14 protein-coding genes and 1 pseudogene are annotated in these 15178 nt (G+C 64.7%); 1 reads left to right on the top strand and 14 read right to left on the bottom strand.

Annotated elements, in window-relative coordinates:
• Window positions 1-58: 58 nt before the first annotated feature.
• A complete protein-coding gene (gene pobA, locus FHW81_RS18900; protein WP_003121662.1) occupies window positions 59-1243 on the bottom strand; it encodes a 4-hydroxybenzoate 3-monooxygenase in 1185 nt (394 codons plus the stop codon).
• A gap of 177 nt (window positions 1244-1420) precedes the next feature.
• On the opposite strand from pobA, the gene FHW81_RS18895 reads away from it, so the two are divergent.
• Window positions 1421-2287: a helix-turn-helix domain-containing protein gene (locus FHW81_RS18895; protein WP_003160998.1), complete on the top strand. Its 867-nt coding sequence runs from the start codon at window positions 1421-1423 to the stop codon at window positions 2285-2287.
• On the opposite strand, the gene FHW81_RS18890 is transcribed toward FHW81_RS18895, so the two are convergent.
• The 13 genes and pseudogenes from FHW81_RS18890 to FHW81_RS18830 form a co-directional block, all read right to left on the bottom strand.
• On the bottom strand, window positions 2284-2730 hold the full coding sequence (locus tag FHW81_RS18890) for a GNAT family N-acetyltransferase (RefSeq protein ID WP_003145042.1): 447 nt from the start codon (window positions 2728-2730) through the stop codon (window positions 2284-2286). The two genes, FHW81_RS18895 and FHW81_RS18890, sit on opposite strands and share 4 nt — an antisense overlap.
• Before the next feature lie 77 nt (window positions 2731-2807).
• Window positions 2808-3242, bottom strand: a complete 435-nt coding sequence (locus FHW81_RS18885) for a CBS domain-containing protein (RefSeq protein ID WP_003112686.1) — start codon at window positions 3240-3242, stop codon at window positions 2808-2810.
• Between the two features lie 154 nt (window positions 3243-3396).
• Window positions 3397-4038, bottom strand: coding sequence for a suppressor of fused domain protein (locus FHW81_RS18880; protein WP_003118118.1), 642 nt, complete (start codon window positions 4036-4038; stop codon window positions 3397-3399).
• 264 nt (window positions 4039-4302) lie between these two features.
• On the bottom strand, window positions 4303-4590 hold the full coding sequence (locus FHW81_RS18875) for a hypothetical protein (RefSeq protein ID WP_003123838.1): 288 nt from the start codon (window positions 4588-4590) through the stop codon (window positions 4303-4305).
• 91 nt (window positions 4591-4681) lie between these two features.
• Window positions 4682-5158, bottom strand: coding sequence for a MarR family winged helix-turn-helix transcriptional regulator (locus FHW81_RS18870; RefSeq protein WP_077143932.1), 477 nt, complete (start codon window positions 5156-5158; stop codon window positions 4682-4684).
• Window positions 5159-5198: 40 nt separating this feature from the next.
• Window positions 5199-6689 carry a UbiD family decarboxylase HudA gene (gene hudA / locus FHW81_RS18865; RefSeq protein ID WP_003118119.1) on the bottom strand — a complete coding sequence of 497 codons (1491 nt, stop codon included), beginning with the start codon at window positions 6687-6689 and terminating at the stop codon, window positions 5199-5201.
• Window positions 6690-6822: 133 nt separating this feature from the next.
• On the bottom strand, window positions 6823-7509 hold the full coding sequence (locus FHW81_RS18860; RefSeq protein ID WP_003106170.1) for a YoaK family protein: 687 nt from the start codon (window positions 7507-7509) through the stop codon (window positions 6823-6825).
• Between the two features lie 163 nt (window positions 7510-7672).
• Window positions 7673-8605: a hypothetical protein gene (locus FHW81_RS18855; RefSeq protein WP_003106171.1), complete on the bottom strand. Its 933-nt coding sequence runs from the start codon at window positions 8603-8605 to the stop codon at window positions 7673-7675.
• Between the two features lie 262 nt (window positions 8606-8867).
• Window positions 8868-10012, bottom strand: a pseudogene (locus FHW81_RS18850) (IS3 family transposase); the annotation flags it as partial.
• 41 nt (window positions 10013-10053) lie between these two features.
• Window positions 10054-11646 (bottom strand): type VI lipase adapter Tla3 domain-containing protein, encoded by a 1593-nt coding sequence (locus FHW81_RS18845; protein ID WP_277608258.1) that lies wholly within the window; start codon window positions 11644-11646, stop codon window positions 10054-10056.
• Window positions 11646-13796, bottom strand: a complete 2151-nt coding sequence (locus tag FHW81_RS18840) for a DUF3274 domain-containing protein (RefSeq protein WP_023091465.1) — start codon at window positions 13794-13796, stop codon at window positions 11646-11648. The genes FHW81_RS18845 and FHW81_RS18840 overlap by 1 nt, the downstream gene beginning before the upstream one ends.
• Window positions 13793-14290, bottom strand: a complete 498-nt coding sequence (locus FHW81_RS18835; RefSeq protein WP_023091464.1) for a hypothetical protein — start codon at window positions 14288-14290, stop codon at window positions 13793-13795. The genes FHW81_RS18840 and FHW81_RS18835 overlap by 4 nt, the downstream gene beginning before the upstream one ends.
• Before the next feature lie 3 nt (window positions 14291-14293).
• The coding region (locus FHW81_RS18830) for a DUF2345 domain-containing protein (protein WP_010792405.1) at window positions 14294-15178 on the bottom strand (885 nt) is incomplete at its 5' end.

The following is a 15178-nucleotide window of genomic DNA, read 5'->3' as shown; positions in this document are numbered from 1 at the left end:
CCAACGTTGCGTCCCGCCTTGGGAAAGGTGCCCCGGCGTTGCGCCGGGGTGGCGCGGCCTACTCGATTTCCTCGTAGGGCAGGCCGACATAGTTCTCGGCGATGGTCGCCAGGCCCGCCTCGGAGCCCAGGTAGTACTCCAGTTCGGTCTGCTGGATGCGCTGGCTGAACGCGTCGGTGTCGGGGAAGCGATGCAGCACCGAAGTCATCCACCAGGAGAAGCGTTCGGCCTTCCAGATCCGCCGCAGGCAGATTGCCGAGTAGCGTTCCAGCAGTTCGCCGCGCCCTTCGCGGTAGGCCTTCAGCAGCAGCCGGTAGAGCGTGCTGACGTCGCTGGCCGCCAGGTTCAGTCCCTTGGCGCCGGTGGGCGGCACGATGTGCGCGGCGTCGCCGGCGAGGAACAGCCGGCCATGCTGCATCGGCTCGACCACGAAGCTGCGCAGCGGCGCGATGCTCTTCTCCAGCGAAGGTCCGGTCACCAGTTTCTCCGCCACCTCGGACGGGAGTCGCGCCTTCAGTTCCGTCCAGAAGCGCTCGTCGGACCAGTCCTCGACCTTCTCCGACAATGGCACCTGCACGTAGTAGCGGCTGCGGGTGGCCGAACGCTGGCTGCACAGGGCGAAGCCGCGCGGATGGTTGGCGTAGATCAGTTCGTGGCTGACCGGCGGGGTGTCGGCGAGCAGGCCGAGCCAGCCGAACGGATAGACCCGCTCGAAGACCTTCAGCCGCTCCGCCGGGATCGATTGCCGCGAGATGCCGTGGAAGCCATCGCAGCCGGCGATGTAGTCGCAATCCAGGCGCAGCCGTTCGCCGTCGCGTTCGAAGGTCACGTAGGGGCGCTCACCTTGCAGGTCGTGCAGGCGCACCTCGGCGGCCTGGTAGACGGTAGTGGCGCCGCAGGCTTCGCGGGCCTCCATGAGGTCGCGGGTGACCTCGGTCTGGCCGTAGACCATCACCGTCTTGCCGCCGCTCAGGCGCTTCAGGTCGATGCGCCGGCGCTGCCCGGCGAAGGCGATCTCCACGCCTTCGTGGACCAGCCCGTCGCGCGCCATGCGCCGGTCGACGCCGGCCTCGCGCAGCAGGTCGACCATACCCTGTTCCAGCACGCCGGCGCGGATGCGGCCGAGCACGTAGTCCGGGGTCTGGCGTTCGAGGATCACGTTGTCGATGCCGGCCTTGTGCAGCAACTGGCCGAGCAGGAGGCCGGACGGACCGGCGCCGATGATGGCGACTTGAGTCTTCATTGCGGATAGCCCTCTCGCTGTTATGGCTGGCCGGCGGCGCATGCGCCGGCGCTGATCTTGTCTGGAGGTGGCTGTATTTTTGTTTGCCGTGGAGTGCTATAGAAGGCAAATTGCCGATCTATTTCTGGACTTTTATAAAGTCTGTTCGGCAATCGGCCATTTCGCTCGGAGGGCTCGATGACGGATTCCATCCGCGACGTCCCGGTGTTCAAGCTCTACGGCGCTCCCCTCGAATGGCCGACCCCGGACCTGCTGCACTGCGAGTCGATCCCCGCCCGCAGTCGTCTGCACGACTGGGAGATCAAGCCGCACCGGCACGCCGATCTCGCTCAGTTGCTCTACGTGCGAAAGGGCTGGGCGCAGCTCCAGGTCGAGGGCGAGCCGACTCGCGTCGAGCAGCCTTCCATCCAGTTCGTACCGCCGTTGTGCATCCATGGCTTCCAGTTCTCCGAGCGCATCGACGGCTACGTGCTGACGGTCGCCGCACCGTTGCTGGCGCGCTTGCAGGCGCACCTCGGCGCGCAGCGCCAGGCGCTGGAGGCGCCGGGGTTGTACCCGGTGGGCGCGGACCGGCGCTATATCGACACGCTGTTCGACGCCATAGACGGCGAGTACGCCGGCGCTGCGCCGGCGCGCGAGCTGTTGTTGCAGTCGCTGATCGGCGTGCTGGCGGTGTGGCTGGGGCGGCAGGTGATGGTCCGGCGGGCGGAGGCACGGCCGGGTCGTGGTCAGGAATACCTATCGGCCTTTTCGCAACTGGTCGAGCGGCATTTCCGCGAGCACCTGGGAATCGACGAGTACGCGCGTCGCCTGGGCATCTCCCCGGCACACCTGAACAGCGTGGCGCGCCGCCTCAGCGGGCAGACCGCACTGGGCATCGTGCACCAGCGCCTGCTGCTGGAGGCCAAGCGCGACCTGGTCTACACGGCGATGACGGTGAACGAGATCGCCGACCGCCTCGGCTTCAGCGAGCCGGCCTACTTCACCCGTTTCTTCAAGCGCCTGAGCGGCGTCTCGCCGAGCGCTTTCCGCAAGGGCGACTAGTGTTCGCGGCGCAACTGGACGATCTCCAGCGCGCGTCCCTCGTCATCACGCGGGCGTCGGCCGCTCTCGACGAAGCCGCAGCGCGCGTAGAACCCCAGCGCCTCGCGGTTGGCGGCGTAGACCTCGACTTCCAGCGCGCCCTTCAGGGTTGCCGCGTGCTCCACCAGTTGCCGGCCGATCCCGCGCCCGTGGGCCGCCGGAGCGACGAAAAGGCCGCCGATGAAGGCATCGAGCAGGCCGATGAAGCCCAGCGGCGTATCGCCGTCCAGCGCCAGCCAGGTTTCCGAGGCATCCAGATAATGATCGCGAACCAGTGCCTTCTGCTTCTGCAACTCGGCTTCGCCGAGGAAACCGTGGCCGACGCGCGAGGCCTCCAGCCAGATGGCCAGGGTGGCATCGCGGTCGGCGGGAATGTAGCGGCGGATTTTCAGCGGAGAGGACATGGCGGCAGCTCGCAACGGGAACAGCCGCGGATTATCGCGTGAGCCGGCGGGAAAAGGGTAGGTCCGGCATGTACGCTTCAGTCGCCGCGGATGTACTGTTCCAGTTGCTGGATCAGCTCGGCCTGCTCGGCGATCGCCGCCTTGACCAGGTCGCCGATGGACAGCAGGCCGAGCAACTGGCCGTCTTCCACGACCGGCAGGTGGCGCAGGTGGCGATCGGTCATCAGGTTCATGCAGGTGTCGACGCTCTGCTTCGAGTCCACGCTGACCACCGGCGCGCTCATGATCGCGCTGATCGGCGTACCGATGGACGAACGGCCCTTGAGGACCATCTTGCGCGCATAGTCGCGCTCGCTGACCACCCCTACCACCTCGCCATGGTTCACCACCAGCAGCGCGCCGATGTTCTTTTCCGCCATCAGGCGCAGGGCGTCGAGCACCATCTCGTCCGCTCCGATGGTGTACACCTGCTGGTTCTGCTTGGCGTTCAACAGTTGTGCCACGGTTTTCATGCGCGCCCCTCCGGAGCCGTTCTCACGTCCAGCAAGAATCGTAGACGACGAGCGGATCGGCAAGCGGGGAAAACGGCATCGAACCGATTGAAAAACGTCATCATCGCTTTCCCGACGAAGGTAGGGCCCGCGCTATTAGTCTTTCCCTGCGGGGCTAGTGCAGCACCCGTGCGAGCCCTTCCGGCGACTGGCCGGTGACGTAGCAATGGCGGTGCCGGTCGAGGCTGAGCGGGTGGCCGGCGTCGGTCAGCAGCCTGGCGATGCCCTCGAGGTGTTCCTTGACGTTCACCTGGTATTCCTGCTCGGTCAACGGCACGACCCACAGCAGGTCGACCGGATGCGCCGACAGGGCGAAGCCGTCGAACAGGGAGGCATCCTCCTCCAGCGGCGCCGGGAGGAGAAGGAAGTGCCGCAGCAGGCTCTGCTCGTAGAGCGGGAAGCCGAACGCCACCGCATGTCCATGTCCCAGGGCGAGGCGCTCGTGGAATGGCAGGCCGGCGAGCCATTGCAGGTGGCGCAGGTCATCGCCGCCCAGTTCGTCGAGATAGCAGATCAGCTCGGCGGACCAGCGCGCCTTGCCCATGTAGGGCGCGAAATGCATCGGTGCCTGGCTCATCCCGGCGGTGATCACCACATGGTGCGGCCGCCGGGTGCTTTCCAGGCGATAAGCGAAGACCGCCATTTCCGGCGCCGCTACGCAGTGTCTCCAGAAGTCCCGGCAATCCAGGGTCATGGCGGGCGCACAACCGAAATGGGCGTCGTATTTCTCGCGCAGCCGGGCGATGTAGTCGTTCATCTTCGGTCCTCTGGACTTAGCGGGTGGGGCCGGACATGGGGCGCCGGGGGCGCGGCCGTTTCCATGCGAGGGCAGACCAGTGATGGCTGATCCTGGTTGCCGTTGGGTGACCAATGGAATGCGAACGGCGACTGCCGAGAAATCGGCTCGTTCCGAGAGAGGCGAGAGGCTTTCCTTCTTGGTGCGTAGGAAAGCGCTGAGGGCAGCTGAGGGTATCTGTCGGGAACGGAAAAAAGCCCGTCGGGAACGGGCGAAGAGGGAAGCTTACCAGGGCAGCGGGAAGTGGCCTTCCGCGCGCAGGTAGTCAGGATCGGGGGTGAACGGGTCGATCTTCTGCCGCTCGCTGCAACCCTGGCGTTCGCAGTCCCGCAGGCGCTGCAACGGCGAGCGGTCGTCGCGCTGGATGCGGATGCCTGTGACAGGCGCGCCTTCGGAAAGGCTGTAGCTGCGGCCGCTCTCGCAACCGGGCAGGGTCAGGCAAAGGCAGAGGAGCAGGGTGGTGTGCGGGTGTCGTGGCATTGCAGGTCGAATGGGCTTGCGAAGGCCGCCCATGCTATCAATCGGCCAGCAAATAGGGGGCCGGATGGACAGTCCATGACCGGGATGAGAGTTGCTTCGCAAACCCGGAGATGCCCTCGAAAGGCTATTGCCTCACGCGGGAAAGCCCGTCGAAGGCCCGCAGCAACTTGCCCAGGACGAGGGTCAGCGTCTCTTCTTCCGGGCCGGAGACGAGACCCGCCAGCAGCCTTTCGTCGAGCCCTGCGACCTGTGCCAGGGCCTGCTCGAACACCGCCTGTGCCGCGGGGCTGCGGCGCACCAGCACGGCGCGCCCGTCGTCCGGATCCGGCAGGCGGCTGACCCAGCCGCGCCGCACCAGCCGTTCGATGGTCCGGCCCAGCGCAGTGCGGTCGGTCTGTGAGTGCTCGATGAGCACGCTCATCGGCACGTCACCGTCGAAGGCGTGGATGATCCGCAACGCACGCCATTCATGCAGCCCCAGTTCGAGAGGGGCAAGCAGGGCGGTGAGTTGCCGTTCGCGCTGGCGGACGATCTCCGTCATCAGGTACAGCGGGCCTTGGGGCAGCCCCAGTGCGTTCGTCTCGGTCATTGGCCCGGTCACCTTCCTCGATCCTCTTTCGCCAGGGCGGGGATTGTAGCGCTCAGGCGTCGCCGAATCCGTAGTCGCTCCAGCGTTCTTCGACTCGCCTGCGCAGCGCCGTCGGATAGGCGTGGCGGAACGACGCCGTAGCGGCACGCATTTGCCCGGCGAACTGTTCCGGGTACAGGCAGTTGATCACCAGCCGACCGCCGCTGCCTCGTGCCTTGTCCTCGGCATCGAGGTAGGGAACCATCGGGAAGTCACGGATCTGCGGGAAGGCGAAATGGTCGTGCAGCGGATGCGCGCGGGTCGCCAGCGCCCATACCACCTGGTCGATCTCGGTGACGTCGATGTCGTTGCCGACCAGGATCAGCTTCGGCACCAGGTGTCCGGCATGCGAGCCGAAGACGGTCTCGGCGACCCGTGCGGCGAAGGCCGCGGCGTCGGTGCCCAGGGCCGCCAGGCGTTGCACGTCGATCGACAGCACGGCCCAGCAGGTCGCCGCCTCGTAGGAGCACCAGACCATGTCCACCGGCAGTCCGGCGTTCTGCGCCACGTCCAGCAGTTGCGCGGAAATCATGGTGCCCCAGATGGTGTGGTTTTCCTCCGGTGGCGTGCCGGCGACGCAGATCGGCAGGATCGGCTGGTCGCGGAAGCTCAGCGCATGGACGTGGAACAGCGGCTGCGGCTTGCCGGTGGGGAAGGAATAGCCGTGGTATTCGCCCATCGGGCCTTCCAGCGCGGTTTCGTCGAGGCTGATCTCGCCCTCCAGGACGATCTCGGCATTGGCCGGAACCCACAGGCCGTTGGTCTGCGTGCGCACCACCTCCACCGGCTCGCCGACCAGGGCGCCCACGTAGCCGGCTTCGCTGACCCCCTCCGGCAACGGCATGCCGGCCGCCGCGAGTGCCGCTGGCGGTGCGCCGAGGGCCATCGCCCAGGGCGTTGGCTTGCCCTGGCGGCGCCACTGCTCGCGGATGATGCCGATGTGCTGGGTGGGAATGGTCGGACCCGCCAGGGTGTTGCGGTCCACCAGCATCAGCCGGCCCACCGACCAACTGTCCCAACTGCCGTCCGGCGTCTGTACCACGTGGAAACCGTAGGTGCCGAAATAGCGCCCGCCGTCCTGCTCATGGAGCAAGGGAACCGGGAAGCGGGTCAGGTCCACCTGCTCGCCGAGCCAGACGTTTTCCTGCACCGGCCCGCGCTCCAGCCGGCGCGGCGCGATCGGTTCCGCGCGCATCGCGGCGCGCAGCATGGCCACGATGTCCCGCGGCCCGCTGTGTTCCGGCAGGCCGAAATGCAGCGCCAGGCGCGAATGGGCGCGGGCCCTGTCGGCGCGCAGGCCGGCCGGCGCGCCCAGTACCCGCGCGCCGGGCAGGCTGTCGCGGATGTTGTGGAACAGCGGGGCGGGTGCGCGGCGTTCGTAGACCCGGCGGGTGATGGCGCCGATCTCCAGGTTGGCGTCGACCTCGGTGTGCACGTCCACCAGGTCACCCTGGCGACGCAGGTGGTCGACGAAGTGGCGGAAATCCAGGGCGCTGCGGTTCATCGGCTCGCCATTCCATATAAGTGCGTGTGCACGCATCCTATTGAATGGTTCCAGGCGAGGTCAAGAAGTGCTGCGCTCCGTTCCGGGGATTCGTCGGGCCGTCGTGGCACGCGGCAAACCCCGCAGTGGCCGCTCAACGCACCATATAGTCCATCTGCCATGGCCGCGGAATCACCAGTGCCAGCAACGCGAGAAGAGCCGCCAGCGCTGCGCTCGCCGCCATCGCCGCGAGGCCCAGTTGCTGTTCCAGCAGGGCGCCGAGCACCGCGCCGACGCACATACCGCTCCAAGGCACCAGTTGCACCCGCCAGCCGTTGCGCCGCTCGCCCAGCAGCCAGCGGCCGAGGCCGCGGCCGAAGCGGGAGAGGGCGCCGGTGACGTAGGTCAGGCCGATGGGCAGGCCGTTGACCTGCTCGACCACGGCGTTGAGCATGCCCATGGCGAGGATCGCGGCGACCAGCGCCGGCACGTTCCAGTCGAATGGCCAGACCGCCGACAACGCCAGCAGCATCGCGCAGCAGACCAGGATCGGCGCCGCCCGGCGCCCGCTGAAGCGCGCCAGTATCACTCCCAGCGCGTTGCCGACGACGAAACTGGCCAGGGCGACGCTCAGCCGCACCAGCCCGCCGAAGTCGCCCTCGCCCAGCGATACCGCCAGGCGCGTGGTGTTGCCGCTCATGAAGGAAACGAAGTCGCCGGTGGCGAGGAAACCGATGGCGTCGGTCATGCCTGCCAGTACCGACAGCCCGGCCACCAGGCCGAGCCCGACACGCCCGCGCGTCCGCCGCAAACGAAGGCGCCGCGCGCTGCTACCCACCATGCTGTCTGGAAGCATCCGGAGAAACCACCCGCAGGAAGAGAAGGTCCGCCCCAGTGCGGACTCCCGATCTTAAGGCTCTCCCCAGGGAAAAGGCCAGGGGCGAGGCGGAGCGTCTGGGGCCGAAGATCCTGGTCAATCGGCAATGACAGTGCGGGGCGGGGCCTCAGATATCGAATACCGGTACCTGGTTTCCACCCAGTACCTCGATCTTGTCGGTCCGGTAGACCACCATCGCCTTGCTGCAGGTCACCGTGGAACGACCCTCTTTGCTGGCATTGAGATACACCGTGCCCTTGCCGGCGTAGACCGCTCTCGCGTTGGCGGCGATGCGCAGCTCGAGGGCCGCCGCTTCTCCGTCCTCGTCCCCGGCGAAGTCGCACCCGTAGAGGGCGATGGCCAGTTCCTTGCCGAACAGTTCGAGAAGGGTCGCACCAAAGGCCTGGGGCTCGACGAACTGCTTGCCCTGGACACGCCGGGCCATGACGTCCGCGGTGCTCTCGCCGTGGGGGTTGCCCAGCCAGAGTTGGCCAGCCGTGCCGTGGGTGGCGATGAGGATCGTATCGATGAAGTACTGTTCGCCGCTCTCCGCGGCAACCTTGCCTAGATCCCGAACCAACTGGGCGTAGTTGGTATCTGCCTTGATCGCGAAGGCCGGCTTGTAGAGCTTGTTCCGCGCATAGGCGACGACCGCCTCCGCGAAGGCGCTGCCGGAGTCGCCTCTCCGGATCTCCTGCTGGAAGTCGTGGTAGATGACCAGGACCGCCCCTTTCCTGACCGGGCCGCTGAGCCCTCCCTTGACGATGTCGAGGGCGAAACGGAAATTGGCGCTGAGCACCTGGGACGCATGGGTAGGAAAGGTATCCGTATCGGTCAGCAGTTCTACTTCGGTACCGACCAGCACCTCCTTTCGTTCGTCGCCCTCCGCCCAGGGCGTGTCGTCCACATCCGTTCCGTAGATCCTTGCGTCCAGGTCGACCTCGACGAGCGTACTCACTGTGAAGGGCACCAGAAGCTCTTCCGGGCCGAGTCGATTCTTGACCACGGCGCCCTTGCCTTGCTTGGCGATTTTCGTGACTACGCCATGCCATGAGCGCATCCTGTTGCTCCTGTGGGAGTCCTGGTAGGAACGGCATCCGAGCATGCAGAACTATAGACGTGAAACGGCCAGCCCCGAGGAACTATCCGCCGATCGACCCTTCATCTGGCCCCGGCCTTGAGTGCCATTCCCGGCCGGACAGGATCGGTTGCTCTGGTCTCGCGGCGAGGGACAGGCGCCGCTCGGCGGAGCGGGTGGCGGCGAGGCAGGTCTTGTCTAGTCCTGAAATAGGTTTACACCTGCTCAGGTAGGCCGATAGGCCTCAAAACGCCCGATGCACCGCATCGGGCGTTTTGTTTTTCAGGGCCATGTGAGGTCGCTCTGTGTTGTAGATCTGCACGGCTTCAGCAACCATCTTCCTTGCCTGCTCCAGATTTTCAGGGCTACTCAGCAGCAGCTCTGTTTTGAGGATCCCGTTGATGCGCTCAGCTAGCGCGTTCTGGTAGCAGTCATATCCGTCAGTCATCGAGCACTGGACGCCATGCCGTGCATGCAGTGACTGATACAGCGCCGAGCAATATTGAATACCGCGATCCGAGTGGTGGACCAGTGACTGGCGACGCTGCCGTTTGCGTAGGGCCTGCCTAAAGGCTTGTGCAACTGACTTGGCATGCAGGCTTTCATGCACATGATGGCCAACAATTTTTCTGGAATACGCATCCGTTACCAGGCTTAGGTACAGCGGGCCGCTACTGGCTGGCAGGTAAGTAATGTCCGCCGCCCAAACGTGCTCCGGTCCTGACGGGACAACCTGGTTCGGGCCTGACTTGAGTAGGTTCGGATGGCGGTAGAAGCGGTGAAAGCTTTGTGTTGTCTTGTGATACGCCCGCTTGGGCAACACCAGCAAACGGCGCTCTCCCAGGACCTGAAATAGTCGGTCTCGGCCAATTTGGAGCCGCCTATCAGGCTGGCAATGCAGCAGATAGTGCAGCTTTCGTGTGCCTAGTCGTGGCTGACGTATCCGGATTTGTTGAACAAATTCGACAACCCGATCTGCCTGGCGTGCTTTGCTATCAGCAACTCGATTGCGCTTGTAGTAAGCCTGTCGGCTCATGCCAAGAAACTGACAAGCCCTGGCAATGCTCAGTCCTGCGACTTGACCTTGCGAGAGGACTTGCCGGATCGCTTTTTTACGACCGATACACCGTAATCATTTTTCAGGACATCGACGACGGTCTCGAAGAACTGATCCTTCTGGCTCATCAACTCAAGCTGCTGCTCAAGCTCTTTGATCCGCTGCTCTGGAGTGAGCGTTTTGGGGTCAGACATCGCGCAACTCCTCTCGGCCCGAATCGACGCCCCTTGGCTCCAATCCTGCCGACCATGCTTGCGCAACCATACCAGAACCGTCGACCGGCCCTGGATGCCATACCGCACCTGGGCCTGCTTGTAGGTCACCTTTCCTTGTCATCTGACGAAAACTCCATCTGGCGCGGGACACCATCGACCTATAAATCGTCCTGCCAGTCGGTGCTGGGTTTGAGGCTGCTCAGGAACTCTTCCAGGGCATAGTCTTCGCCGGGCGGCAACCGGGTCGTGAGCCGACTGGCGGGCGCCACCGGGTCGGCCGATGGCGGCGGACCGTCGCCGCTGGCGGTCTGCGGCAGCAGGTCGACGCCGAACGGGTCGTGAACGGGCTTCTTCCCCGGCGTCGGCGAGCTGATGCCGATCAGGGTCGCCTGGTCCTTGCGCCGCAACGGCATCACCATGCTGCTGTCGCCGTTGAGGTAGCTGGCCATGGTCGCCAGGGTGATGCCAACGAAGGGCGAGGCCGCGCCGGTGTCGCCCAGGCGCTGGGTCAGGTCGTAGCTTTCCCGCGAGTCCAGCAAGTCCAGCGAACTCTGCGCGGCGCCCAGCGCCGGGGTGAGTTCGGCCAGCGGCGTGGCGTTCAAACCGCCGTCGTAGAACAGCCGGGCGGGCGCCGGCCTGAGCCCGGCACTGGCCGTCTTCCAGGCAGCGGCCAGTTGTGCGGTGAGAGCTTCGCGCTTGAGCCGTTCGCCGGTATCCGGGTGGGTCAGCGGCACACTCACCGGCCGATGCAGCCTGGCCAGCACCGGCAACGCATCCCACTGCTCCAGAGCCCGCTCGGTCCAGGGCTGGGGAATGAACGGCGTGGGGCGGAACTCCACCGGCGGCTTGCGCCAGCCCCAGCCACGGAACTCGGGGTCGATCCGGTTTTCGTTGACCTTGGTGTAGGGGGCGAACTGGCGTAGCCAGTCGACCCGCTCGGGGCGGCCGACGATCAGGGCGACCATTGCATCCGTAAGCGTTCCAGGTATCCGAGGGCCTGACACAGCGCCTAGTGACTTGAATGTTACATCTCTACTGGAAAGCGCCCCCGCCATACTGATGCCTTCATTCGCATACACCAACACTGCTGGCAAGTCAGGGTTGCGTTCGAATAAACTGAACAACGCCTCCAGTACTCCTTCAGGCGTATCGTTACAGATAATGCCATCCTGCAAATTGGCAATCCGATGCCAATGCAGTCCAGCCGGAACACGGAGATCATTGACTTTTACTGACAGGCTTTCCCGCGTCTCCTCCGGAGTGAAGCGTAGGTTAGGAGTGCTCGGATCCCAACCACGCACCACCGTCACCGTCGGTATCGGCCATTTCTCCAGGAAGTTTTTCAGCCCTAGTTCCAAGGCGTCCGCTTGGCGCTTTTCATACGCCATATCCTTGTCATCCGCAGACGTCGGATACTTCTTCGGGTCCATCGGCAGGATGCTGCCGACATGCAACGCCTCGGCCTGTGCGGCATTCTGCTCCTGCAAGGCCTTCCACACTTGCCCCTGGCGAAACACATCCAGGCTCATGCCTATGCTGAGCACGTCCAGGGTTTCCAGGCGCGGCGAAGTTGTCGGTGGGTGATAAGCATCAGCGGACATGGTGGCCTCCTTGGCCGGGGCGTAGGCGGTAACGGACGTGGCCGGACTGGCAAAGCAGCGCATCGAGGATAGCGGCGACTCGGCCGCCTGCCCCACAGGGCAGTTCAAAAGGACGCCAACGAGAGAGAAAGCTGAGAGCATCAAGCGCATTAGATTGTCCCCCCAAAGCGCACCGCCTGCTCGTGGTAACGATCTAGGATGGTTTGTGTCCCGACTAGGGAAGGCAGTCTATTTCCTACTACCACAGGGAACTCGCCACTCTTGCGGTAAGCTACGGTGGCGTCTATTAACTGGCTGTTTTTAGATTCTTCCGCACGGTACAAAGCACGCACCTCTTCATCCGGCAGATCAACAGACGCATCACCTTGACTAAATATTCCTTTGTCCGAAGCCTTCCAATCCAACCGCCAATCCGCCACCCGACACAGATACTGATAGAAAACCACATCATCCACGCTGTCCCCGGCCCCGATGGCCAGGTCATAGGCCAGTACCCGCCGGTTATGCTCCGGGTTGTTGGGTATGGCCGAGTGGAACGACAAGGGCTCCAGATGGCCCTCCGCCGTCTGCAGGCGCAGCCGGGCCTCGTAGGGAGTTTCCGCGCGGGTGACCAGAACCATGCCGGTGCCCAGTTCACGAGCGGAAAATACATGGGTCTGCTGGGCCAATTCCTTGCCTTCGTTCAACGCCCTCTCCACGCTGCGCGCGTCGCGCCCGTAGCGGTACGCCAGCGCGGCGTCCACCTGTTGCGCGACGGCGTGCCCGCTGTCCTTTTCCTTCCAGCCGCCGTTGCTTACGCCGATGGCGGCGTCGATCGGATCGAGGGTATCGCGCACCTGATAGACGCCGCTGGCGGAGTTCTCTCCCGGCGCCGTGACGGCTCCGTCGAAATCGAATCGCGCTTCCGTCGGCAACGGCAGACGCGGCGCGGTCAGCAGCACGCTGTCGCCCTGGTCGAAGTTCGCCCGGCCGAATCTGTCCTTGCCGCCCAGCCCGGTGTCTTCCCAGGTCTTCTCGCCGGCCAGCAGAAGAGGATAGACATGGGGAGGGGCGTGCCCGCCGATCTTTTCCTTCTCGCCATTGCGCTTGCGTACGGTGAAGATGCGCTGGTGAAAACCCTGCGGCAGCCCGGTCCTTCCCGGGAGCCCCTTGACCTGCTCAGCAATGCCGCGCCAGCCGATACCCTGGACGTTGGCAAGTCCCACCGTCTGGTCCTGGGGCGTGAAATACAGGTAGACACTGCCGCGATTGTCGCGCTCATCGAAGCTGAGCCGTTCCCCGTCGATGGTCGTCTGGCAGCCCTGGCCACCCACCCAGCCGGGGCCGCCTATCGCGCCGTAGCCTTGGCAGTTGCGCAACGCGACGCTGCTCAGCGCGGGGACCGGATGGCGTCGGCCGCAGATGAACTCGAGGATACCTTTGAGCGTGGCCAGCCGCGCCTCTCTGGTCTGCTGGCTGCTCCAGCCCTGGAGCTTCTCGTTGAGGGGTTCGAACAGGCCGTAGGGTGAGTTGAGCATGATCACCCCGTCCGCCGGCGCCACGCCGTCATCCTTGAGGAAGGCATGTGCCAGCAGGGTCAACAGGGTGCCCTGGCTGTGCCCGACGACATTGATGGTGTCGTCGGGGTAACGCTTGCGGATGATCTTGATCAACATGGCCAGGCGCATGGCCGCAAGGACCATGTACTTGCGCCCTGCCGCCGAAAACAGCGGATGGGTCATGGTGCCGCCGAACCAGTCCAGCGAGATGAAACCGAACAGCTTGCCGTTGAAACCCTGGCCCCACATGTCCGGCAGGTTGGTGGTGGCATTGACGAACTGCCCGCCTTCCTTGGTGCCGGACTTGTCCAGCCGGTTGCCGTTGCGGTCCAGCCATTCGCCGTGGGCCGCGGTCTTGTTGATGTATTGCTCTTCCTCGCGGAAGCCCCAGTAGAAAGGTACGACTACGCTGCGTACGGCGGCCCCGCCGGCGCCACTGGCGAACTTGCGCCGGTAGTAGACGACGTCGGGGTTCTCTGCCTTGCCTTCGTCGTCCGCCGGCAGGCTGTAGCCCGCCGGCGTCAGGTAGCCGGGATTGGCCTGCCCGCCGGGCAAGGTCGGCGGCATGTCCAGGCGTTCGTTGAGCCCCTGGCAGAGCCCTCGCTCGATCCGTTCGTAGCAACCCGCGAGATCGTTGACGCCATGCACCACGATGGTCACGCAAGGCTTGGGCGGAGGCGGCACCAGCTGCACGTCGCCGCCCTTGGGCAAGGTGATGGACTGGGCAGAGACGATCGTCCTCGACCGAACCCTATCGTTCATGGCTTCTCTCCTTGCCGCTCCTCGGCGTTGCGTCGTGCCAGGCAGGTCGCTTCGTCGAGCAGCATCCAGTTGCCAGGTTCGCCGACCAGGCAGAATTCGACGGCAATGCTGGAAACCGTTTGCCGGTGCCGACGGCTACGCTCGTTGAAATGAATGAATGCGTTGTAGCTCCCATCTGGCTGCAAGCGCTCCGGCCGGCGCAGGAGCACGCTGGAGCCGGGATAGTCGCCGAAGACCTCGATCTCCCCGGCACGCCACCCGGGCGGGAGCTCGATCCGCCACAGCGTTTCCTGGCAATGGCTGCCGACCCGCCGACATACCGAAACACGGGTGATCTCGACGTCGTTGGTTTCCGCCAGCAAGGGGCGTAGATCCAGTGTCACGCGCCCGGAGCCGGCGTGCACCGGGATCTGCGGTGGCAGTTTGGAAACGGCCAGGGCCTGGGCGCTTCCCAGGCCGAACAGGCAGGCAATGAGCAAGGTCTTGCATTTCATTGGTCAGTATCCCGTTGGGAAGTTTTTCAGTACGCCAGCGAACCTGCTGTTCGCAGAGGCTTCCCCGAACTCGTTCTTCTCGAGGAAATAATCTCGAACGATGTCTCCCTGCTGTTCGATGTTGTAGTCCTTCAACGTCTTTCCCGGCTCCAACCGGTAGGCGTACTGGTCGCCTAGGAGAAACTGCCTGGCTTGCTGGTAGGCCCCCACCAGAAGGACGTTGACGCCATGCTGGTGCTGCCAGACATGGGTCATTTCGTGAATGAACAGACCCTGGCGCTGCAGGCTCTCCAGGCTCCAGTCCGCCACGCCGCGCAACTCCTCGCCGAAGTAGATGTGGCCGTTCGGCGCCATCACGTAGTCCTTGCCCTGCCAGGGGACATAGTCCTCGTCGCGCAGGCGGACCGTGGAATAGTCGATGGAATCGCCGAATACGCCTTTCGCCAGGCTGATTTCCCCTTCGCTGAGAGCACGTCCGGCCTCGGCGTCGGGGCCACTCAGGAGCTTGCCGACTGCAACCGCCGCGCCAACCGCCGCTGCTATCCCGGCAACTGCGGAGGCGGGCGATTTCGTGTGTTTCATATCGACCTTGGCGATGTTCATCGCATCCTTCTGCAGCAGCTGGGTAGCGCCTTCGGCGTCGGTGACGCCCTCGATGACCTCGCCGTTGGCCATGGTGATGGTATAGGGCACGTTGGGCATGGCCGTCTGCCCGTCCAGTTGCTTGAGGACGAACCGCCGCTGCGTCTCGCCCACCTCGAACTGCGGCAGCTCGGCTTCCAGGCTGGCCGCGCCGACATGACTGTGCTTCGCCGCCTTGACCACGAAGTTGCCGGGCATGCCCAGCTCGATGTTGCCGCCCTTGAGGGTCAGGTAGGCGCCGCCGCA

This window comes from Pseudomonas sp. RC10-4-2, assembly GCF_050433085.1.
In the GTDB taxonomy this organism is placed as follows: domain Bacteria; phylum Pseudomonadota; class Gammaproteobacteria; order Pseudomonadales; family Pseudomonadaceae; genus Pseudomonas; species Pseudomonas aeruginosa.
The sequence above is the reverse complement of the archived record's forward strand: the minus strand, read 5'-3'. Positions and strand labels throughout refer to the sequence as shown.